The sequence below is a fragment of the Streptomyces cylindrosporus genome, from assembly GCF_022698165.1.
In the GTDB taxonomy this organism is placed as follows: Bacteria; Actinomycetota; Actinomycetes; order Streptomycetales; family Streptomycetaceae; genus Streptomyces; species Streptomyces cylindrosporus.
This window is the reverse complement of sequence record NZ_JALDAY010000015.1, coordinates 35902-57495: the sequence shown is the minus strand read 5'-3', so window position 1 is coordinate 57495 and position 21594 is coordinate 35902. Positions and strand designations below refer to the sequence as shown.

The window sequence follows — 21594 nt, the reverse complement described above, 5'->3', positions numbered from 1 at the left end:
GCGCCCCTGCCCTCTCCCCGGAATCCCGCAGAACAGTGGACTGAGTTCCGCACATACGTACGGCAATGCCGAGGTGGCAGGAACCGCAGACACCCACGGGGGTAGGGGTGGAACTTCTCGCGCTGGGACCGCTGGAGCTGTGGCACGACGGGCGGCAGTACGGACTCGGGTCCCTGCAGGAGCGCCGGGTGCTCCTGATCCTGATCCACGCCCGCTGCGAACCGGTCTCCGTCGACACGCTGACGGACCGGGTCTGGAACGGCGAGCCGCCGCCGACCGCCGTGGAGACGCTGCAGAGCTACCTCTCCCGGCTGCGGGGCCGATTACGCGGGGCCGTGGGCGACGAGCAGGCCTGGGTGGGCCGGGTCTCGCCACGGCTGTACCAACTGCGGGCCGCCGACGCGGAGGACATCGACCTGCTGCGCTTCCAGAGGCTGCGCACGGACGCGGCAGCCGCCGCCGGACGGGGTGAACACGAGCTCGCCATCGGCCTGTTGCGGACCGCCGAGAGCATGTGGCGAGGCGAACCGCTGCGCGAGTTCGGCGACAACGACTGGGCGGCGTCGGCGCGTTCGCGGCTGGTCGAGGACCATCGCCGGGTGCGCGAGGAACGCATCGGTCTGGAGATGGAGCTGGGCCGCCACGACGACCTCGTCGGCGAACTCCGGGAACTGGCCTCGCAGAACCCCTTCGCGCAGAAGGTGCTCGCTTCGCTGATGCTGGCGCTGTACCGCTGCGGCCGGCACGACGAGGCGCTCGCCGTGTACCGGGACCTGCGGGGCCGGCTGCACGAGACCCAGGGCATCGAGCCGGGGGCGGAACTGCAGGAGCTGCATCTGCGGATGCTGGAGCAGGACCGGACGCTGATGCGCACCCGGGGCTCGGCCGAGGCGGTGGCGCCGGCCGGATCCGAACCACGCAACTGCCTGCCGCGGGACACGGCGGACTTCACGGGGCGCGTCGGCGAACTGCGCATCCTGCTCGCCCGGGAGAACGATCCGGCGGGCCCGCCGGGCGAGGCCTACCCCCTCCCCGTCACCGTTCTGCACGGTATGCCCGGCATCGGCAAGACGGCCCTGGCGGTCCGCGCCGCGCACCGGCTCCGCGCCGCCTACCCGGACGGCCAGTTCTACGTCGATCTGCGCGGCTACAGCAGTGAGCAGCCGTTGGATCCCGCCGAGGCACTGGCCCTCCTGCTGCACTCGGCGGGCTGGTCGGGCGAGCTGCCGGCCACGCCGGACGAGCGTGCGGCGCGGTGGCGGGAGTGGACCGCGCGACACCGCGCCGTGGTACTGCTGGACAACGCCAGGGACGCGGCCCAGGTCGCCCCACTGCTGCCGGGGACGCCCGCCTGCCGGGCCATCGTGACCACGCGAAGCCGGTTGGCCGGGCTGGACGGTGCCACGTTCCTGCGCGTGGACGCGCTGTCGAGGGCGGAGGCGAAGGCCTTGTTCACCCGGATCGTCGGGTCGTCGCGCACCTCCGCCGAACCCGAGGCGCTGGAGCGGGTGGTGGACGCGTCGGCATGCCATCCGCTCGCCCTGCAACTGCTGGCGAGCCGCTTTCGCCACCGGGAGTCATGGGTGCTCCAGGATCTCCTCGACCGACTGGCCCACGCGGCCGATCCGCTCGCGGAGTTCGACGACCAAGTCCGTGCGGCCTTCCAGGTCTCCTACGCCGAACTCGGCACCGCGGCAAGGACGTTGCTACGGCGACTCGCCCTGCACCCCGGTCCCGACATCACCCTCGCGGCGGCAGCCGCCCTCGCCGGTCCGGAGTTCGAGGAGACACCGGGCCTGCTGGCGGGCTGCGTGGAGGAACTGCTGGACGCGAGCCTCCTCGAAGACCCGGTCCGCGGCCGTCACCGGCTCCACGACCTCACCCGCGCCTTCGGACTGCGGTCCGCCACGCCCGCCGACCGGGCGGCACTCCCGCGCCTGCTGGCCCACCACCTCACCACCGCCCACCGGGCCGACCGCACCGCCCACCCGCACCGCCGGACCGTCACGCTGCCCGCGGCCCTGGAACAGGACCGGCACGCCCCGCACTTCGCCGACGCGGACGAGGCCTCGGTCTGGCTCACCGTGGAACGCTCCAACCTCCTCGCGGTCGCCCGCACGGCAGCCGCGCGGTACCCGGAGTACGCCGCGCTGTTCCCGGCCGTCCTCGCCAGGTCCCTCAAGCTGTGGGGCACCTGGGACCTGACCGCGGATCTCTTCGACGCCGCCCTCCCGGCCCTGCGCGCCTCGGGCGACCGCGCCGCGCTCGCGCACACCCTGACGGCCCACGCGGACCTGTTGGCCCAGCGCAACCACGCCGAGGCCCTGCGCCGGGCCACCGAGGCCCTCTCCCTCTGCGAGGACATGCATGACACCCTCGGCCGGGCCGATGCCCTCCTCCAGTGCGGCCGGGCCCACCTGGCGGCAGGGCACAGCGACCGGGCGATGCAGGCCCTGGACCGGGCCCTGACGCTGTACCGCGAGACCCGCGACCGCTCCGGTGAGGCCGAATGTCTGAATGTGCAGGGTGCGCTGATGTACTTCGCCGGCCAGTACGAGGAGGCCCTGCACCGGGTCCAGCTCATGCAGACCATCTACGAGGAACTGCCCGACCCCTACGGCCTGGCCCAAGCCCTCAACAATCGCGGCGAGTTGGCGAGCCTCCAAGGGCGCCACGACGAGGCCCGCGCCTGTTATGAGGGTTCCCTTCAGCTGATGCGGGGTCACGGCGGCCCGAAGGAGCTGGCGATTCTGGCGACCAACCTGGGCGGTGTCCACCAGGCGACGGGCCGCACCGATCTCGCCCTGAGCTACTACCGACGCGCCCTCGACGCCCATCGCAGCAGCGGCGACGTCCTCGGCGAGGCCGCCGTCCTCGTCAGACTCGGCCTGGCCCACGCCCGCTCCGGCCGCCGGGGCGAGGCCCTGCTGCACCTCGCCATGGCCCAACGGGTCGCCACGAGCATCGACAACCCCTTCGAACGACTCCGCGCCCTGCTGGCGACCGCCGACGTCCAGCGGGAGTCGGGCCGGACCGACATCGCCTTCAAGAGCTACGAGGAAGCGCTGGCCGTGGCACGCGACATCGACGTTCCTCTGGGCACCGCCCAGGCCCTCGACGGCCTGACCCGCACCACCGGGAGCGCCCAGGAGGCCCACATGTACGGCGAACAGGCGATCGCGCTGTACCGCGGCCTGGGCGCCGACACCGAAGCAGAACGGTTGCTAAAGCTACTGACCGGTCACAAGTCGACCGGCTCCTGAGCCCCCTCCCAGGAGCCGTCGGCGACGGCCTAGGAACGCAGCCACCACATCCAGATCGAGCTCTCCGGCTCGACCGGGCGGGCGACGATGCGTCTCGAGGGAACCTTCAACGTACACCTTCCATCATGTTTGGATCGGCGCCGGCCCAGATGATCACACCGGCGAGGCAGACGCTAGCGGACGCTCGCGGTTCGCGCGAATGCCCCTCCGGTACTCGAAAGTTTGTGGTAGACCATGAACCGACTACGCCTCCCGTATCGTTCCCATCCGCAAATCAACCGAGGAGTCTCATGGACCCGGAGTTAGGAATGCTCGTGGGGACCGGTGCCACGACGATGGTCGGGCTCATGGTCACCGACACCTGGGAGCAGGCGAAGCTGCGCCTGCTGCGCCTCTTCGCCCGCGAAGGAGCCGACGCAACCGCCATCGACAGCGAGCTGAACGCGTCCCGCGCAACCCTGACCGCAGCGGCCGGCACCCCGGACGAGGAGGACCTCACATCCGACGTCACCGCGACGCTACGGCTCCGGCTGCGCCGACTGCTGGAGCAGCACCCCGAAGCCGCCGAAGAACTCCGGCTCCTCGTGGAGGAGTTCGCGCCCAAGGCGCCAAGCGGTGAGACCGGCGGGGTGATCAACAGCATTACGGGCGGCCGCCAGTACGGCCCCGTGTTCCAGGGCCGGTCCTTCTCGAACCTCACCATCCACAGCTCCGGGACCCCGGCCCCCGACCAGTGAGCTAGCGGCCACCGCCAAGAGCCAGCACCACGGACAGCCCCACCGCCCGGTCCACCGCCTCGCCGAAGACGTCGACCGCGACATCCCACTCGTCCGGCCGCGCCTTCGCGTACGGCTGCCAGTTCCGGACGACGACGCACAGACCCCTCTCCACGGCGCCCTCGGGCCAGACGGTGTGGTCGGAGAGGCTGTCGGCCAGCGCGTCCCAGTTGCGCCCGAACCAGTCGGGCAGTTGCAGGGCCCTCGCGCACCTGTCCATCAGCCCCGCCTTGTCCATGACCCCGTCGAGGTCCAACGTGACCACGAGCTGCGTCATCTCAGTACCGCCCTGAACGAGTCGTAGTGATCGTCGGTGTAGTAGATCTCCCCGCCCTGCCCGGTGACAATGCGCCGGGCCCCGCGATCGGGCGAGCCCGGCGTCCTGACCGTGTATTCGTGGTAGTAGCCCCGCCGGTGCCCGGGCAGCAGTCCCTCGAAGTTCCCGAAGACGGCGCCGTCCCTGGCGTACGGGTAGGGGCCGCCCTTGTCGATGAGGGCGAGCGTCTGCCGTGCCTCGGAAGGGAGTTGGGAGACCCGGACGGTCGCCATGCCGTCGGTCCGCGCGGGTGCCGAGCCGGTGGCGGAGGAGCACCCCAGCACCACCACGGCCAGCACGCACAGCAGCACCCGGGGGACGAACCGCAGCAGCACCATGCCGCCGATGCTGCCACGGCCGCCCGCGTCCGACCTGCCGTCAGGGCCCGTCCGGGTCGTTCCTGTTGAGCGCCGGCTTCGGCGTCGGACCCGACGTCATCAGCACGTCCGCGGCCGACGTGTCCGTCACCAGGCTGGTGACCAGACCGGAACGCAGCACGGCGTCGATCGCGGCCGCCTTGCGCGCCCCGCCCGCGATCGCGACGACTTCGGGGATACGGCGCAGCTGGTCGGCCTTGACGGTGATGCACCGCTCGCCGAGGTCCCGTCCGACCCGGCGGCCCTCCCCGTTGAAGAGGTGCGCGGACATCTCGGCGGCCACGCCGAGGGAGGCGTAGTGCGCCCGCTCCTCGTCGCTGAGCATGTCGTGCACCGTGGAGATGCCGGGCTCCCAGGAGCCGATGGAGACACAGGCGACGGTGACCTTGTCGAAGTACTCGAAGGCCCGGGCGATCCCGGTCTGGTTGCGCAGTGCCGCCGCGGTGGCCGCGTCCGGCAGCAGCATCGGCGCGTAGATGGGATGCGCGTCGCCGCCGGACACCTGGGCGGCGCGGCGCACGGCCTCGACCGAGCCGCGCTCGGCGGTCCCGGCGTCGTACACACCCGTCAGCTGCACCACCGTGCACGGCGGCAGCTTGTCCAGGGCCGCGGCCATGTGGATGGTGGAGCGGCCCCAGGCAAGGCCGAGCACATCGCCCTCGTTCACGAGCTCGCCGAGCAGGTCGGCGGCCACCTCTCCGAGGTTCTCGGGGTCGGGCGAGTCCTCTGCCTCCGCCGGGGACTCGACCACGACGGCGTGCCTGAGGCCGTACCGGGCGCGCAGCGCGTCCGAGCGCTCGGCGTCCAGCTCGGCCGGGACGCGGATCTCGATGCGTACGAGATCCCGTTCGAGGGCCGTTTCCAGCACCCGGGCCACCTTGAAGCGGCTGACGCCGAACTCCTCCGCGATCTGGATCTTGGACTTGCCCTCGAGGTAGAAGCGGCGGGCCATGGCCGCCGCCTGCACCAGCTCAGCGGGTCCCATCCGCACTGCTGACCGGCCCGCCGACATACCCGACACGGCGATCTCCTCACTGCTGTTCACACTCTGGATTCGCCGTTCATCCTTGCAGATCCGGCGTACTTGATCCGCCCTGATGGGCGGCGTTCAGAAAGCTGTTCACCGACCTGTGGCTCAGTGGTCGCATGCCCACGACGCCTTGGCGGTCGTCGATTCAGCCTGGGTGCGTAGTGCACGTACCGCTTCGGCCGGGTCGGAGGCTCCGTAGACCGCCGAACCGGCGACGAAGACGTCCGCTCCGGCGTCCGCACAGCGCTCGATCGTCTCGGCCGAGACCCCGCCGTCCACCTGGAGCCAGAGATCGAGTCCGTGCTTGCTGATCAACTCGCGGGTGCGGCGAATCTTGGGGAGCATGATGTCGAGGAACGCCTGCCCGCCGAAGCCCGGCTCCACCGTCATGATCAGGAGCATGTCGAGTTCGGGGAGCAGGTCCTCGTAGGGCTCGATGGGCGTCGCGGGCCGCAGGGCCATGGAGGCGCGGGCGCCCTTGGCCCGGATCTCCCGGGCGAGCCGTACCGGGGCGGTGGCCGCCTCGACGTGGAAGGTGACGGATCCGGCCCCCGCCTCGACGTACTGGGGCGCCCACCGATCGGGGGCCTCGATCATCAGATGGCAGTCCAGCGGGGTGTCCGTCGCACGGGCCAGGGACTCTACGACCGGCACTCCGAGCGTGAGGTTCGGGACGAAATGGTTGTCCATGACGTCGACGTGGAGCCAGTCGGCTCCTTCGACCGCCTTCGCCTCGTCCGCAAGGCGGGCGAAGTCGGCGGACAGGATGCTGGGGTTGATCTGCACGGCCATGACCCAAGCCTGCCATGTCCGGGCACGTTTGTTCGCGCCGGTCCAGACCTAAGCCGTTCATCGGATGTTGCTCCGCAGGCCCACGTGCCATGCTGGGCCGCCGATCGGCACCACGTACGCCCACGGGGGTCGCCATGAGGCAGCTGGACGTCTGGAAGCGGAACGTCATCGGATTCGTGTGCGGACGCCGCTCGAAGTGGCTGATCGTGCTCCTGTGGGTGGTGATCCTGGGAGTCGCGCTTCCCTTCGGGTCGAAGCTCAACTCCGCCCAGGACAACGACGCCCAGTCCTGGCTGCCCGGTTCCGCCGAGTCCACCCAGGTGCTGAACGCCTCGGAGGGCTTCAGGCCCGAGCAGATCCCCGCGGTCGTCGTCTACGCGCGCGAGGGCGGACTGACCGTCCAGGACAGGCGGCAGATCGCCGAGGACGCCCAGCAGCTCAAGGCCCTGCACGACCACGGCATCCGCGGCGCGGAGACCCGCGGCCCGGTCTTCGACCGGCAGACGGCTCCGCGCGCCGCGCAGATCTACGTGCCGATCACCATGGACGCCCAGGGCTGGCAGCGCATCGCGCCCGCGGTCGACTCCATTCGTGACCAGGTCGGCAAGGGCGGTGGCGGGCTCGCCGTGCACATCACCGGGCCCGGAGGCACATCCGCGGACTTCTCCAAGGCCTTCGAGGGGATCGACTCGACCCTGCTGTTCTCGGCGATGGGCATCGTGGTCGTGATCCTGCTGTTCACGTACCGCAGTCCGACCCTGCTGTTCGTGCCGCTGCTCGGGGTGGTGGCCGCCCTGTTCACGGCTCAGGCACTGATCTATCTGCTGGCCAGGCACGCCGGTCTGACCGTGAACGGCCAGAGCGCCGGCATCCTCACGGTGCTCGTCTTCGGCGCGGGGACCGACTACGCCCTGCTGCTGGTGGCCCGCTACCGGGAAGAGCTGCGCCGCCACACCGACCGGCACGAGGCGATGGAGCTCGCCATGAACCGCGCGGGCCCCGCCGTCCTCGCCTCCGGCGCGACCGTCGTGCTGAGCATGCTTGTCCTGCTGGTGGCCGAGATGAACTCGACACGGGGCCTGGGCCCGGTCGCGGCCATCGGCGTCACGATCGCGCTGCTGGCCATGCTCACCCTCTTCCCGGCCCTGCTGCTGATCTTCGGCCGCTGGATCTTCTGGCCGGCGATCCCGCACTTCGGCTCGGCCGATCCGACCGAGCGTGGTGTCTGGGCCCGCATGGGCCGTGGCATCGCCGTCCGCCCCCGGGTGGTCTGGGGCATCACGGCCGCGGTGCTGGTCGCCCTCTCCCTGGGCCTGCTCCAGCTCCGCGCGGCGGGCATCGCCAACGCGGACGCCTTCACCAACACGCCCGACTCGATCACCGGGCAGCAGGTCTCCGCACGCTACTTCCCCGCGGGCACCGGAGATCCGCTCGTCGTCGTCGCCGACAAGGCGCAGGCCGAGCAGGTGGGCCGGGCCGTCGCCGCCGACCGCGGTGTCGTGCCGCGGAGCATCGGCGTACCGCTCGGCACCGCGCCCGAGCACGACGGACGGGTTCTCCTGGAGGCGACCATGCGCGCCCCCTCCGACAGCGACGCGGCGAAGGCGACCGTGGAGCGGGTGCGCGACGCGGTGCACGCCGTGCCGGGCGCGCACGCCCGGGTGGGCGGCGGAACGGCCGCGCTGCTGGACATGGAGAACGCCCAGACCCACGACAACTACCTGGTCATCCCCCTCGTCCTGGCCGTCGTCCTGCTCGTGCTCGGCATCCTGCTGCGCGCTCTGGTCGCCCCGCTGCTGCTGATCGGGACCGTGATGCTGTCCCTGGCCACGGCGCTGGGCCTGAGCGCCCTCGCGTTCCGGCACGTCTTCGACTACGCGGGCGAGGACGTGGCCTTCCCTCTGTTCGTCTTCGTCTTCCTGGTCGCGCTGGGCATCGACTACAACATCTTCCTGACCACCCGCATCCGCGAGGAGGCCATACGCCAGGGCACCCGGTCCGGCGTGGTCACGGGCCTGGCCGCGACCGGCGCGGTGATCACCTCGGCGGGGCTGGTCCTCGCGGGCACGTTCGCCGCCCTGGGGACACTCCCCATGGTGGGCTTCGCGGAGATCGGCTTCGCCGTCGCCCTCGGCGTCCTGCTCGACACCTTCGTCGTACGGTCCGTGCTGGTCACCGCCCTCTTCCTCGACGTGGGGAAGAAGGTGTGGTGGCCGCACCGCCTGGCGCGCGAGGACGGGGCGACCCACACGCCCGAGTCGGTCGGCCCGAAGGTCAGCCAGTCCTCCGAATGAGGGCCAGGTACATGGCGTCGGTCCCGTGCCGGTGCGGCCACAGCTGTACGTCGGGCCCCTCGCCGAGGTCGGGTACGCCGGGCAGCAGCGGCCGGGCGTCGAGGATCTCGGCGTCGGGGCGCTGCTTGAGCACGTCCTCGACGACGGCCCTGGTCTCGGCGAGGTGCGGCGAGCAGGTGGCGTAGCCGACGACACCGCCGACCCGTACGGCGTCCAGCGCGCTCAGCAGCAGGCCGCGCTGGAGCGGCGCGAACCCGTCCAGGTCCTCGGGGCGGCGCCGCCAGCGCGCCTCGGGCCGCCGGCGAAGTGCGCCGAGCCCGGTGCACGGCACGTCCATCAGCACCCGGTCGAAGGAGCCGGGCCGCCACGGCGGCTTGGTCCCGTCGGCGGCGATGACCTGGTAGGGCCCGGGGTTCCCGGCGAGGGCCTTCGCGACCAGCCCGGCCCGGTGCGGCTGCTTCTCGGCGGCGAGCAGCACGGCCCCGCGCTCCGCGGCGAGCGCGGCCAGCAGCGCCGCCTTGCCACCGGGTCCGGCGCACCCGTCGAGCCACTTCTCGTCCGGCCCGTCGAGCGGCGCGCCGGCCAGCGCGAGCGCGACGAGCTGGCTGCCCTCGTCCTGGACGCCGGCCCGCCCGTCCCGCACGGCGTCGATGGCCCCGGGCTCCCCGCCCTCGGTCAGCCGCACGGCATACGGCGACCAGCGCCCCGGCACGGCGGCCTCGGTGCCGAGCAACTCCTCGGTGGTGGCCCGGCCGGGACGCGCCACGAGCGTCACCTCGGGCCGTTCGTTGTCGGCGGCGAGGAGTTCCTCGATGCCGGCCCGACCGCCGCCGAGCGAGTCCCACAGCGCCGAGACGACCCAGCGGGGATGCGAGTGCACGACGGCGAGATGGTCCTCGGGGTCGTCCTCGTAGGGCGGCGCGACCTTGGCGATCCACCCGTCGAGGTCGTCCTGCGCGACCTTCCGCAGCACGGCGTTGACGAACTTGGCCCGCCCGTCGCCCAGCACGACTCGCGCCAGCTCGACGGAGGAGGACACGGCGGCGTGCGTCGGAATCCGGGTCCCGAGCAGCTGATGCACGCCGAGGCTGAGCACATCCAGCACCGGCGGGTCGACTTCCCTCAACGGCCGGTCCACACACGCCGCGATGACCGCGTCGTACGTCCCCTGCCGCCGCAGCGTCCCGTACACCAGCTCGGTGGCGAGGGCCGCGTCCCGCCCGTCGAAGTCGCCCTTCTCGCGCGCCTTGCGGAGCAGCGGCGGCAGTACGAGGTTGGCGTACGCGTCCCGCTCGTCCACGGCCCTCAGCGCCTCGAAGGCGAGGATGCGGACGGGGTCCTTCTTGGGCCGCCGGTAGGGCTTGCCGGGCTTGTCGGTCCGGCGGGGGGTGTCGCTCACGTAAAAGGTGCTCCGGTACATCGGTGAGTCACGCGCGGCACACACGTGCGTCACGCGGGGGATACGGGACCAAGCCTACGTCCGACCGTCCCGCCTGCCCCCTCCCCCGCTACCCGCCGAGCGTCTCCGCGTCGCCGATCCGCACCCCGCGCGCCCAGTCGGCGGCCTTCATCGGCTTCTTGCCCTGGGCCTGCACCCAGAGCAGCTCGACGGCGTACGAGCCGGTGCCGGCATGGACGGTGTTCTTCCCGACGGCGATCTGCCCGGGCGCGAGATCGGTCCGGTCGGGCACCGGGGTGACCTGGATGAGCTTGAGCCGCTCCCCGCGGAAGGTGGTCCAGGCACCGGGCGCCGGGGTGCAGCCGCGCACCACCCGGTCGACCCGCAAGGCCGGGGCGGCCCAGTCGACCCGGGCGTCCTCGACGGTGATCTTCGGGGCGAGCGTGATGCCGTCGGCGGGCTGCGGTACGGCCTTCAGCGAGCCGTCCGCGATCCCGTCCATGGTCGCGGCGAGCAGTCCGGCCCCGGCGAAGGCGAGCCGGGTGAGCAGGTCGCCGCTGGTGTCGGTGGGCCGGATCTCCTCGGTGACCGTCCCGTAGACGGGACCGGAGTCGAGCCCCTCCTCGATGAGGAAGGTCGAGGCGCCCGTGATCTCGTCCCCCGCCATGATGGAGTGCTGCACGGGCGCGGCCCCGCGCCAGGCCGGCAGCAGGGAGAAGTGCAGATTGACCCACCCGTGGGCGGGGACGTCCAGCGCGACCCGGGGCAGCAGCGCCCCGTACGCCACGACGGGACAGCAGTCCGGCGCGATCTCCCGCAGCCGCTCCAGGAACTCCGGATCCCGCGGCCTGACCGGCTTGAGCACCTCGATCCCGGCCTCCTCCGCCCGCTGCGCCACGGGCGACGCGACCAGCCTGCGCCCACGCCCCGCCGGTGCGTCGGGCCGGGTGACGACGGCGGCCACCTCGTGCCGCCCGGAGGCGATGAGAGCGTCCAGAGCGGGAACGGCGACCTCGGGGGTCCCGGCGAAGACGAGCTTCATGGGTGCGTACGGGCCTCTCGGGGAGGTTGATGACGGGCAGCGCCCCAGTCTATGACCCCGGCGGGGAAGCCGGGCGACGGCCGACGGCCGAGGCGCGCACCCACCCCCCCGGGGCGCACGCATATGCCGACACGCCCCCACTGCGTGACCCGCGGACCGCTCCCGCGTTGGTCAAGAAGGAGTTGACCACAACGGGCCGCATCACCGCGGCCCGGTCCTTTTCTTCATACGCCGGTTCGAGAGGCTTGTTCATGGCCGACCACGCAACCCACGACGCCCAGGCTCGGGCCAGCCTGCACTTGCTGGTGCGCGACATCGAGCGGGTCCGCCGGCAGGTGGACGCACTGCGCACGCTCACCGCCCAGCTGGGCAACGTCTACCGCCCGCGCCGCTCCGGCCCGTCCACGGGCTTCGTCGTCTACGGACGCGCCCCCGCCCCGACGGTCCGTCTCGCCCAGGAGCTGCGGGACAGTGTCGAGACCCTGGTGACGGCCGCGGTGGACTTCGACCGTTCCCTCGGCTTCTCGTGGGACGCGGTGGGTTCCGCGCTCGGCGTCACCAAGCAGGCGGTGCACCGCCGTTACGGCGCCCGTCGCGCCGCCGCGCAGGCGGCCGCGGAGGCCGAGCGGACCACCGAGCCGTCGGGCAGCCGGACGGTCGGCGTGAACACCGGTCTCCCCGCGGTGCCGACGGTCCCCGCGGCCCGCTCGATGCCGACCCAGCCGACGGCGGGCAGCCCCGTCCTGCGCGACGAGGTCCGACCGACAGCCTTCCCCGGCCCCCGCAACGGCTGACCCGCCCTCACCTCCTGCCCTCCCGGCACGCATCCGGGAGGGCAGACTCGTGTCCCCCGTGGGTGTCCCCCTCCGGGACTCACCCGATGTCCGGCGGGTCGATCCGCACCCGAACCCCCGCCTCCGCGGTCCCCTTCGCCATCCGCGCCGCCTGCGCGGCCTTCAACGCGGCGGCCAGTGCGGCTCCGCTCCCCGGCGGTACCCGTACCAGCGCCCGCTGCCAGTGCTCCCCGGGCGGCGGCGCCCCCACGCGCCGGGGCTGCCCCGCGCCGGTGACGGGCAGCGGCACAGGCCCCAACACCTCGGCCTCCCGCGGCAGTTCGGCCGTACGCAGGAACTCGGTCACCGCCTCCGCCGGCCCCGACACGGCCGCCATCCGGGACACCGGCGGGAATCCCAGCTCGGCCCGCTCGCCCAGCTCCCGCACCGCATGGCCGACGGGATCCCACCGCACCAGCGCCTGCACGGGCCGCAACGTCGGTTCGGCGAGGGCGACCACCGTGCCGCCGGCACCTTGCGGCCGTACCAGCGCGGCGGCCGCGATCCACCGCCGCAGCGCGTCCTCGCCGGCGCGCAGATCGGGCCGCCCGAGCATCGCCCAGCCGTCCAGCAAGAGCGCGGCCGCGTAACCGCCCTCGGCGACGGGCTCGGCCCCCGGTGTACTCACGACCAGCGCGGGCGCGCCCGGCACGGTGTCCAGCACCTGCTCGCGGCCCGAGGTCCGCACCGGCACGGCGGGGAACGCCCGCCCCAGTTCCTCGGCGGTCCGCCGCGCCCCCACGACCTGGGCCCGCAGCCGGAAGCCGCCGCACTCCGGGCAGTGCCAGGCGTTCTCCTCCCGCGCACACCATCCGCAGCGCAGCCCCGCGGCCCCCGACTCCTGCGCCTCCAGCGGCCCGGCGCAGTGCCGACAGCGCGCGGGCGCACGGCAGTTGGCGCAGGCCATCCGGGGCACGTACCCCCGGCGCGGCACCTGGACGAGGACGGGCCCGTGCCGCAGGCCCTCCCGCACCACCTGCCAGGCCAGGGTCGGCAGCCGCGCGGCCCGGGCGGCCTCGTCCCGGGCGAGGTCCGTGTCCCCCACGGTCCGCACCAGCGGAGCCGCGGCCCGCACCTGCTCCCGCCCGGCGACGAGCGGCCGCGCCCAGCCGCTCTCGACGAGCTGGGCCGCCTCCACGGTGCAGCTCCAACTCCCCAGCAGGAAGGCGCACTTGTCCTGGGCGGCCCGCAGCAGCAGTACCTCGCGCGCATGCGGCTGGGGCGCGTGCTGCTCGCTGTGGCTGTCGTCCCCGTCGTCCCAGATGGCGACGAGCCCGAGATCCTGGACGGGCGCGAACATGGCGGCCCGGGTGCCGACCACGGCCCGCACGGCCCCCCGCCGCACCGCGAGCCACTCCCGGTACCGCTTCTCGGGCCCGGCATCGGCGGTGAGCACCGCGTGCCGCCCCTCCCCCAACAAGGAGGTCAGCGCGGCATCCACCCGGGCAACGGCCCGCCCGTCGGGTACGACGACCAGCGCGCCCCGCCCGGAGGCCAGCGTCGCCGCCACGGCCCGCGCGAGCTCGTCACTCCACTCGGGCCCGGGCAGGGCGTTCCACACGGCCCGAGGAGCGCCGCCCGACGCGAGGGCCTCCAGAAAGGCGCCGCCCCGCTCGTACCGCGCCCAGGAGCCCGCCTCCGGCGCCGCTGGCGGCGGCAGCGGCTCGGCCGAGGCCCGCTGCTCGGCCCGTGCGCTGCGCGGCGGCACGGCGAGCTGCAGCACATCGGCGAGGCTCCCCGCGTACCGGTCGGCAACGGCCCGCGCGAGCCCCAGCAGCTCCTCGCTCAGCACCCGCTCGGGCGACACGACCTGGGCCAGCGCCGCGAGGGGCCCGGAGTAGTCGGACTCGGCCAGCCGCTCGACGAGAAACCCGTCGATCAGCCCGCCGCCCTCACGCCGCCCGTCCCGCACCCGGTGCCGCCCGGCCCCGAACCGCACCCGCACCCGCACCCCGGGCTGCGCGTCGGCATCGAGCTCGGCGGGCACGGCGTAGTCGAAGTACCGGTCGAGATGCAGCACCCCCTTGTCCACGAGCACCCGCGCGACCGGCAACTCCTCGGCGAGCGCGGCCCCACGCCAGGTCCGGGGCTTGGCCCGGGGCACCTCGGCCTTGCGCACGCTCTCCCGGATCAGCGCAAGCTGCTCCGGAGGCCCGGCCTCGGCCGGGCGCTCCGGATCCTCGTTCTCGCTGCTCACAGCATCATTGGTATCAGACCCCACTGACAGCCGACGGTGCTCAGGGTGCGGTCGGACCGCCGCCCGCCAACTCCAGGTAGTGCAGGTGGCGCAGGGACCAGACGGCCATGGCGTTCTCTCCCTTCAGGGTGGTCTCGCGCTTGTTCACCAGGTGTTCGGTCCACTCGCGCAGGCTGCGCCCCTGGTACTCGTTGGTGAGGATGTCGACCCGGGAACGGATGTCGAAGCCGAAGACCGCGGCGATGTCGGCCTTCGCCGCCATGACGGCGGCGATGTAGTCGACGGCTCCGGCCGGTCTGGCGAGGATCCGCTCCCGTTCGGCCGAGGTGCGCCGGGGCAGGTACCCGGCCGCCTCCGTCTCGCGCACCACCGCCGCGTCGACGTGCACCTTGCCCGGTCCGACCGCCCGCCAGGACGCGCTGCGGACGTTGACCAGCGCCTCCCACGCGATCGCGGCGGCGATGGCCCGCCGGTCGATGCGCCGGCGCGCGGCCGCGGCGTCGATCAGCTCGCGGTGGGCCCGCAGCCAGCTGAGCACCTGGGTCTGCGCCAGGGGCAGTTCGGTCTCGATGTCGTCGGGCGGCGGCAGCAGCCAGGCGTCCTGGAGTTCGAAGGAGATGCCCGTCGCCTCCGGCCACCACTCGGGCCGGTCCTCCGGCCCGGTGGTGCGGATCCGGACCGGAGCGGGTGCCACGGCCGCCTCGGCCCGGGTCACGGCCGTGTCCTCGACCGCTCGCCGGTACGGCTGCTCCCGGCCCGCGGGCGGTGCGGCCACGACGTCCTCGTAGGCGTCGAGCGCCGGTGTGTCCTCGTCGGGGGCCGGCGGCCGCGCGACGATCACCTCGGCGTCCGAGTCGTCGAAGACGATCACCCGCGCGTAGGCGGACGGGACGCGTCCGACGATCGGCTCGGCCTCGGACTCGTCGAAGACGACGACCCCGTCGTACGGCTCACTCGTGTCCGGCATGGCGCCCGGCCCCTAGCCGTGGGACTCGTCGCCGTTGTGGCTGACGGCCGCCACGGGGACCACCTCGATGTCCGGCTCGTCCGGGAAGAGCTTCTGCCAGGCGTCGATGCGCTGGTCCTCCTTCTGCGCCAGCACGAGCCCCAGGGCGTCCGTGGTGCGCCGCGTCTCGCCGTCCCGAGCGGCGGTCTCGGACTGCCGGTTCACCAGGTCCAGCGCCTGGAGCGCGGCCGCGTACGGGTCGAGCGCGTCGGCCTGCCCGAGCAGGGCCTCGACGACGAGGTTGTCGGTCCGCAGCACGACGTCGGTGCGGTCCATCACCACGCCGTCCAGCTCCTGCTCCCGTCCGTCGACGACCTTGACGGGCCTGAACCGCCAGCGGGCGCCGCCCTCGAACGGATCGGCGTGCTGGGGCACCACACGGCCGTCGTCGCCCAGCGGGGCGGTCTTCCAGTCGTACTTCACCCCGCGCGGGTTGCGGCCCACCTGGAGCGTCGTGACGAGGTCGCCGTCGGCGTCGATCCGCTCGGCGCACAGCGAGAGGATCTTGGCCGCCACCTCGGCGCGCTCGCCTTCGACGACATGGCGCTCCAGCAGCCTGCCCAGGTCGGGCAGCGCGACGATCTCGGCGGAGCCGAGCCGCCCGTTGAAGAACGCCACCTTGATGTCGCGCAGCACGATGTGCGTCTCGTACGTCTGGTTGAGCTCGCGGAAGACGAAGTTCAGCACGCGCCGCAGATTGGTGTTGCTGATCTCGCGCACGATGGTGCTGGTGGCCCCGGACGCGGTGCTGACCTGGCTCGTGGACTCGGCGCTCTGCCTGCGGCTGTTGTTGACCTGCGCGGCGTGGTCGCGGGCGGTCTGGCTGACCGAGCTCGCCCACCGCTGGCTGGCCTCCTGGTGGTTGGCGGCGAACGACGTGTCGAGGCGGGTCTCCAGGTCGACCAGGCCGAGGAAGTGCGCGCCGCCCTTGCTGGAGGACGACACGGACAGCGCCCAGCCGCCCTGGTCCTGCTGGGCCGCTCCGGACTCGTTGAGCAGCGACGAGGTGAAGCGGGTCTGGGCCGCCGAGTCGGCGGACTCGAAGACCGAGGTGGCGTCCTCACGGGTGGCCGCCGCACTGCGCCACGTCTCCACGGTGATGGTCTGCCGTTCGCCGGGCAGCAGTGAGAAGGTCTGCAGGGTGCGGCCGAGTCCGTAGTCGCCCAGGAACGACCGGAGTTCCCAGGTCTCGACGAGCGCCAGCCGGGGCGCGACGGAGGCCACCGGGTCGACGGTCACCGGTACCACGCTGTCCCCCAGGCCCGGGGCCGGCACCGTGATCGTCGCGGTCGCCTGGTTCGCCGGGACCGTGACGGCGGCCTCACGGTCGGCCAGCTTCTCCAGGTAGGAGTCGATCCGGGTCCGCTGCAGGGGCACGTCCTCGGGCTCGGCGTTCAGCTGCCGACGCGCGATCAGCTTGTCTCGCACGCTCTCGGTGCCCTGGGGTGTGTCGAGCCCCCGCGCGGCTACGGCGCCGCCGAGCAGCGGATTGACGTCGCCGCCGACCTCGGCGACCAGCCGGAGGGAGGGTTTGGCCGTCACCGGCATGGTCCGCCGGTAGAGCTGTACGAGCTTGTCGCGGTCGATGCCGGTCAGCCGGCCGTCGTCGCCCTTGACCACGCCGAGCTGGAGCAGTGAGGTACCGCTGCGGCGCGCGAAGTCGGTGAAGACGGCGCCGGGAAACGCGAGCGGGACGATCCGGCGCCAGTCGTAGGCACCGGGCAGCGGTACGTCGTAGTTGATTCCGGCGGCCTTTCCGCCCTTGCCGGTGAACTTCGCCATGTCGTCGGCACCGACCGGGGTGATGAGATCGTCCAGAGACACGGTTTTCCCCCTTCTCCTGGCACGGATGTCCCGGCGGCCCGGTGCGGACCGCCGGGAACGGACTGTCTTGGCCGCGAAGCTAGGCCCGGGGGCGGCCGTCGCGCCCCGGGGAAATCCCCGGGTTGTCCCCCGGGGCGCCCGGTTCAGGGACTCGGGCCCACCTTCGAGACGAGGCCCATGCGCGAGGTGATGCCGAGCTTGGCGTAGGTGTTGCCCAGGTGGTACTCGATGGTCTTCACGCTGAGGACGAGTTCCCGGGCTATCTGGCGGTTGGTCAGTCCCTGGACGGCCAGTCGTGCCACGGTCAGTTCCTGCGCGGTGAGCACGGGGCGTGCCGCGTCCGCCGGGCGGCTGGTCCGGCGCCCGCAGGCGGCCAGTTCGGTCAGGCACTGGTCGAGGTAGGGCGCCGCCTCCAGCCGCCGGAACACGGCCCAGGCGTCCTCCAGTTGGTCCACGGCCGCACCGCGCTTGCCGGTACGGCGCAGGAAGGTGCCGTACGACAGCTGCAACAGCGCCTTCTCCCAGCAGGGTTCGCCCCGCGCGCAGTGTTCGAGTCCGGCTCGGAAAGCCTGTTCGGCGGTGTCGGTGTCGCCGCGGACGCCGTCCAGCAGGCCTCGGCAACGGGCGGCGGCGGCCAGGTCGAGCCAGCGGTCGCGCTCGGCGGCGCGGCTCTCGTAGCCGCGCAGCACCCGGTCGGCCTCGTCGGTACGCCCGGTCCGGGTCAGAGCCTCCACGAGCGGGGCGTGCCAGGTCACGAGGCCGACCTCGTCGAGGGCGTCACGGGGCTCGATCGCGGGGTCGAGGAAGGGGTGCAGGGCGGTGACGACCGCCTCGTGGTCGCCCTGGGCGGCGCGCACCTGGGCGAGGGCGGCGGCCGCGATCACGGCGTCGTTGACGTCCGCGTAGGCCCGGGCGTGCTCGACGGCGGCGCTCGCGTGTGCCTCGGCCGCCTGGAAGAGGCCCCGCCCGGCGAGCGGGCAGGCCGCGAAAGCGTGCGCGAGGGCGAGGCTCGACATCCGGGTGTCCTCGGCCAGGGACACGGCCTGGGTGCTGTGGGCCACGGCGTCGTCCCACCGTCCGGCGCGGAACTCGGCGTCGGCGAGGAAGGCGAGTGCCGCGAGCGCGGTGGAGGCGAGCCCGCCGTGGCGGTGCGAGACGTAGGCGTCCTTCAGGTCACCGCAGGCGGTGTCGAGGGCGCCGCTCATCAGGTTGATGACTCCGCGGGCGAACAGTCCGTCGCGTTCCTCCGGACGGCTGTGCGCACCGCCCGCCGGCAGGTGCGCCACGGCCGCCCGTGCCTCCTTGGGCCGGCCGGCGAAGGCCAGGCCCAGGGCCAGCGAGTCCCGCAGGAAGGTCGAGCGGCGGGCCCGCGGGAGGGCCAGGCCCCGGTACGCCCAGTCGACGGTGGCGCAGCCGTCGCTCTCGATGAGGGACAGCCAGGCCAGTTGCTCGGCCGCGGAACGCATCGTCTCGGTCGACGTGCCGGTGTCCCGGCTGTTCCAGCAGGCGGTGAGTTCGCGGCGGGCCTCGTCGTGGCGGCCGGCGACGAGCGCCAAGTGGCCGAGGACGTAGTGCTGTTCGGCTCCCGGTGGCAGTTCCCGCACCCGGTGCTCCAGCCGGGCGGCCTGGCTCACGTCACCGGCGAGCAGCAGGTACTCGACCGCCTGGCGCAGCCACCGTGCGCGCCGCTCCGGGTCCGGCGAGAGCCTCCCCGCGGCCTGGGCGGATGCCGCGGCTGCCGACCAGGCCGCCGCGTCCGCCTGGAGCCCGGCCAGGCGCCCCAGTTCCGCGGCCAGCTCCGGGTCCGGCCCGAGGGCGGCCCGGGCCCGGTGCTGGAGGCGCAGCGCGAGGTCGTCGGCGAGGCTGGCCGCCCGCAGATGCAGATGGGTCCGCAAGGCGGGCTCCAGGCCCTGGTAGACGGCCGCGCGGGAGAGGGGGTGCGGAAAGACCGCCTGCGGCATGTCACCGGCCGGCCCCTCCTCCAGCAGTTCGCAGGCCATCGCCTCCGCGAGCGCGCCGAGGGGCTCGTGCACGGCGCCGAGCTCGGCCGCCAGGTGCAGCGGGCTGGACATCCCGAGCACGCTCGCGGCGTCGACGAGCCGCCGCGCCGGCATGGTGCATGCCTCCAGCCGGGCGGCGATCAGCCGCTCGTACCCCCGCGGTGCCGGCAGTGTCGCCCGGTCCGAGACGAACACGTCGACCGGGAACTGCCGGAGCAGGGCCTTCGTGTGCAGCGGGTTGCCGCCGGTGTGCCGGCACAGCCGCGCGGCCGCCCAGTGCGGCAGTTCCGCGGGACCGAACGCCTCATTCAGCCGTACGACGTCGTCGACGGCGAGCCCGGTCAGGGTCACCTTCAGGGTGCCGTCGTCCCCGAGGAGGCGGCGCAGTCCCTCCGGCAGGCGGGGGTCGGTCACGTCGCGTGCCGTGAGCAGGGTCAGCACCCGGTCCACCCGCAGGCGCCGCAGCGCGAAGGTGACGGCTTGCAGGGAGGGCGTGTCGGCCCAGTGGACGTCGTCGAGCACCACGACGAGCGGGGCGCGGTCCTGGAGCGAGCCGAAGAGATCGACCAGTGCCGAGCCGACGGTGATCGGATCGGGCAGCCGGCTGTCGGCGGCCCCGCCCCGGACCAGCCCGGCAAGCGGTTCGTCCAGCGGGTCCGGCACGCCGGCCAGCAGTTGCACGACGGCGCCGTACGAGAGCCCGGTCTCGAGTTCCTCGCCGCTGCCGCGCAGCACGCAGTGACTCCGGCAGCTCTCGTACAGGAAGCGCCTGACGAGCGAGGTCTTGCCGATGCCGGCGGGGCCGTCCACCACGACGAGTTGCGGCTCGCCGGCAAGGGCCCGGCGCAGCCGCGCGTCGAGCTGTGCGAGTTCGTCGCCCCTGCCGAAGAAGGGCACTTGCCGTTCGTACTGCGACACCCCGCCCCACCCCCGAAGGCGTCCCCGCCCGGCCGGTGGCCGACTCCCCGGCGGCGACACAACCCACGATGGCGGGGTGCCGGTCTCCGGACAAGCCCGAGGCCCGGCCCCCGAAGGGAACCGGGCCTCGCTGCAATCCTCAGGGCTTACAAACCCGCGGCCTTCCGCAGCGCGTCCACACGGTCCGTCTTCTCCCAGGTGAACTCCGGGAGCTCACGGCCGAAGTGGCCGTAGGCCGCCGTCTGGGCGTAGATCGGGCGGAGCAGGTCGAGGTCGCGGATGATCGCGGCCGGGCGGAGGTCGAAGACCTCGTCGATGGCCTTCTCGATCTTCTCGGCGTCGACCTTGGCCGTGCCGAAGGTCTCGACGAAGAGACCGACGGGCTCGGCCTTGCCGATCGCGTACGCGACCTGGACCTCGCAGCGGGAGGCGAGGCCCGCGGCGACGACGTTCTTCGCGACCCAGCGCATCGCGTACGCGGCGGAGCGGTCGACCTTGGACGGGTCCTTGCCGGAGAAGGCGCCGCCGCCGTGGCGGGCCATGCCGCCGTACGTGTCGATGATGATCTTGCGGCCGGTGAGGCCGGCGTCGCCCATCGGGCCGCCGATCTCGAAGCGGCCGGTCGGGTTGACCAGAAGGCGGTAGTTCTCCGTGTCGAGCTTGATGCCCTCGTCCAGGAGCGCCTTCAGCTCCGGCTCCACGACGAACTCGCGGATGTCGGGGGCGAGCAGCGACTCCAGGTCGATGTCGCTGGCGTGCTGCGAGGAGACGACCACGGTGTCGAGGCGCACGGCCTTGTCGCCGTCGTACTCGATGGTGACCTGCGTCTTGCCGTCGGGGCGCAGGTAGGGGATGGTGCCGTTCTTGCGGACCTCGGACAGCCGCTTGGACAGGCGGTGCGCCAGGAAGATCGGCAGCGGCATCAGGGTGGGCGTCTCGTCGGTCGCGTAGCCGAACATCAGACCCTGGTCGCCGGCGCCCTGGCGGTCCAGCTCGTCCTCGTCGCCCTCGACGCGGTTCTCGTACGCCGTGTCGACACCCTGCGCGATGTCCGGGGACTGCGCGCCGATGGACACCGAGACACCGCAGGAGGCGCCGTCGAAGCCCTTCTTCGAGGAGTCGTAGCCGATCTCGAGGATCTTGTTGCGGACGAGGGTCGCGATGTCCGCGTAGGTCTTGGTGGTGACCTCACCGGCGACGTGCACCAGGCCGGTGGTGATGAGCGTCTCGACGGCGACCCGGGAGGTCGGGTCCTCGCGCAGAAGCGCGTCGAGAATGGTGTCGCTGATCTGGTCAGCGATCTTGTCGGGGTGACCCTCGGTCACGGACTCCGAGGTGAACAGGCGACGGGACACAACGCTCCCTGGGGTTGCAGCGGCTGCTGGCTGATCATTGGCGGACGGGCTCGGGGGCTGCGCCCGGCATCGTCCGAGAACAGTTTATCGGTCGCGCTCGGCCACCCGCCCCCCTGTCTCGCCTCTCGGGAGGGCCGTGACCTGCGGCACGGGCATTCTGCCCAATCCCTGG

At 72.9% G+C, this 21594-nt stretch carries 15 protein-coding genes; 4 read left to right on the top strand and 11 right to left on the bottom strand.

Annotation, left to right across the window (positions count from 1 at the left end):
* Positions 1 to 107 precede the first annotated feature (107 nt).
* Together MQP27_RS40570 and MQP27_RS40565 are read left to right on the top strand one after the other, a co-directional pair.
* The gene (locus MQP27_RS40570; protein ID WP_242775009.1) at positions 108 to 3263 is read left to right on the top strand and encodes an AfsR/SARP family transcriptional regulator; all 3156 of its coding nucleotides are present in this window, start codon (positions 108 to 110) and stop codon (positions 3261 to 3263) included.
* A 290-nt stretch (positions 3264 to 3553) separates the two neighbouring features.
* Positions 3554 to 4000, top strand: a complete 447-nt coding sequence (locus tag MQP27_RS40565; RefSeq protein WP_242775007.1) for a hypothetical protein — start codon at positions 3554 to 3556, stop codon at positions 3998 to 4000.
* Between the two features lies 1 nt (position 4001).
* On the opposite strand, the gene MQP27_RS40560 is transcribed toward MQP27_RS40565, so the two are convergent.
* The 4 genes from MQP27_RS40560 to rpe all read right to left on the bottom strand — a co-directional run bounded on the left by MQP27_RS40560 (position 4002) and on the right by rpe (position 6554).
* Positions 4002 to 4316: a barstar family protein gene (locus MQP27_RS40560; protein WP_242775004.1), complete on the bottom strand. Its 315-nt coding sequence runs from the start codon at positions 4314 to 4316 to the stop codon at positions 4002 to 4004.
* Positions 4313 to 4690: a guanyl-specific ribonuclease gene (locus MQP27_RS40555; protein ID WP_242775541.1), complete on the bottom strand. Its 378-nt coding sequence runs from the start codon at positions 4688 to 4690 to the stop codon at positions 4313 to 4315. The genes MQP27_RS40560 and MQP27_RS40555 overlap by 4 nt, the downstream gene beginning before the upstream one ends.
* 43 nt (positions 4691 to 4733) lie before the next feature.
* The gene (locus MQP27_RS40550; RefSeq protein WP_242775001.1) at positions 4734 to 5777 is read right to left on the bottom strand and encodes a sugar-binding transcriptional regulator; all 1044 of its coding nucleotides are present in this window, start codon (positions 5775 to 5777) and stop codon (positions 4734 to 4736) included.
* A 90-nt stretch (positions 5778 to 5867) separates the two neighbouring features.
* Positions 5868 to 6554 (bottom strand): ribulose-phosphate 3-epimerase, encoded by a 687-nt coding sequence (gene rpe / locus MQP27_RS40545; protein ID WP_242774999.1) that lies wholly within the window; start codon positions 6552 to 6554, stop codon positions 5868 to 5870.
* A gap of 134 nt (positions 6555 to 6688) precedes the next feature.
* Between rpe and MQP27_RS40540 the strand changes: the two genes are divergently transcribed.
* Complete coding sequence (locus MQP27_RS40540; protein WP_242774997.1) at positions 6689 to 8848, top strand: MMPL family transporter; 2160 nt, start codon at positions 6689 to 6691, stop codon at positions 8846 to 8848.
* On the opposite strand, the gene MQP27_RS40535 is transcribed toward MQP27_RS40540, so the two are convergent.
* Positions 8829 to 10247 carry an RsmB/NOP family class I SAM-dependent RNA methyltransferase gene (locus MQP27_RS40535; protein WP_242774995.1) on the bottom strand — a complete coding sequence of 473 codons (1419 nt, stop codon included), beginning with the start codon at positions 10245 to 10247 and terminating at the stop codon, positions 8829 to 8831. The two genes, MQP27_RS40540 and MQP27_RS40535, sit on opposite strands and share 20 nt — an antisense overlap.
* A 109-nt stretch (positions 10248 to 10356) precedes the next feature.
* Entirely contained in the window at positions 10357 to 11289 is a 933-nt protein-coding gene (gene fmt, locus MQP27_RS40530; protein ID WP_242774993.1) for a methionyl-tRNA formyltransferase, read from the bottom strand.
* Positions 11290 to 11540: 251 nt separating this feature from the next.
* Here fmt and MQP27_RS40525 point away from each other — a divergent pair, with 251 nt between their 5' ends.
* Complete coding sequence (locus MQP27_RS40525) at positions 11541 to 12083, top strand: hypothetical protein (RefSeq protein ID WP_242774991.1); 543 nt, start codon at positions 11541 to 11543, stop codon at positions 12081 to 12083.
* Positions 12084 to 12162: 79 nt separating this feature from the next.
* Here MQP27_RS40525 and MQP27_RS40520 read toward each other — a convergent pair whose 3' ends face one another.
* The 5 genes from MQP27_RS40520 to metK form a co-directional block, all read right to left on the bottom strand.
* Positions 12163 to 14319 carry a primosomal protein N' gene (locus MQP27_RS40520; protein WP_242774989.1) on the bottom strand — a complete coding sequence of 719 codons (2157 nt, stop codon included), beginning with the start codon at positions 14317 to 14319 and terminating at the stop codon, positions 12163 to 12165.
* A gap of 40 nt (positions 14320 to 14359) precedes the next feature.
* Positions 14360 to 15286, bottom strand: a complete 927-nt coding sequence (locus MQP27_RS40515) for a hypothetical protein (protein ID WP_242774987.1) — start codon at positions 15284 to 15286, stop codon at positions 14360 to 14362.
* Between the two features lie 12 nt (positions 15287 to 15298).
* Positions 15299 to 17149, bottom strand: a complete 1851-nt coding sequence (locus MQP27_RS40510; protein WP_242774985.1) for a hypothetical protein — start codon at positions 17147 to 17149, stop codon at positions 15299 to 15301.
* Between the two features lie 143 nt (positions 17150 to 17292).
* A complete protein-coding gene (locus tag MQP27_RS51240) occupies positions 17293 to 20067 on the bottom strand; it encodes a helix-turn-helix transcriptional regulator (protein ID WP_308290082.1) in 2775 nt (924 codons plus the stop codon).
* A gap of 146 nt (positions 20068 to 20213) precedes the next feature.
* Positions 20214 to 21422 (bottom strand): methionine adenosyltransferase, encoded by a 1209-nt coding sequence (gene metK / locus MQP27_RS40490; protein WP_242774983.1) that lies wholly within the window; start codon positions 21420 to 21422, stop codon positions 20214 to 20216.
* Between the last annotated feature and the right edge of the window lie 172 nt (positions 21423 to 21594).

What these genes read in the sequence shown, in the direction of transcription:
- MQP27_RS40540 (WP_242774997.1), top strand. Translation starts at nt 6,689, where the DNA reads ATGAGGCAGCTGGACGTCTGGAAGCGGAACGTCATCGGATTCGTGTGC.
- rpe (WP_242774999.1), bottom strand. Translation starts at nt 6,554, where the DNA reads ATGGCCGTGCAGATCAACCCCAGCATCCTGTCCGCCGACTTCGCCCGC.
- MQP27_RS40515 (WP_242774987.1), bottom strand. Translation starts at nt 15,286, where the DNA reads ATGCCGGACACGAGTGAGCCGTACGACGGGGTCGTCGTCTTCGACGAG.
- MQP27_RS40525 (WP_242774991.1), top strand. Translation starts at nt 11,541, where the DNA reads ATGGCCGACCACGCAACCCACGACGCCCAGGCTCGGGCCAGCCTGCAC.
- MQP27_RS40560 (WP_242775004.1), bottom strand. Translation starts at nt 4,316, where the DNA reads ATGACGCAGCTCGTGGTCACGTTGGACCTCGACGGGGTCATGGACAAG.
- fmt (WP_242774993.1), bottom strand. Translation starts at nt 11,289, where the DNA reads ATGAAGCTCGTCTTCGCCGGGACCCCCGAGGTCGCCGTTCCCGCTCTG.
- MQP27_RS40565 (WP_242775007.1), top strand. Translation starts at nt 3,554, where the DNA reads ATGGACCCGGAGTTAGGAATGCTCGTGGGGACCGGTGCCACGACGATG.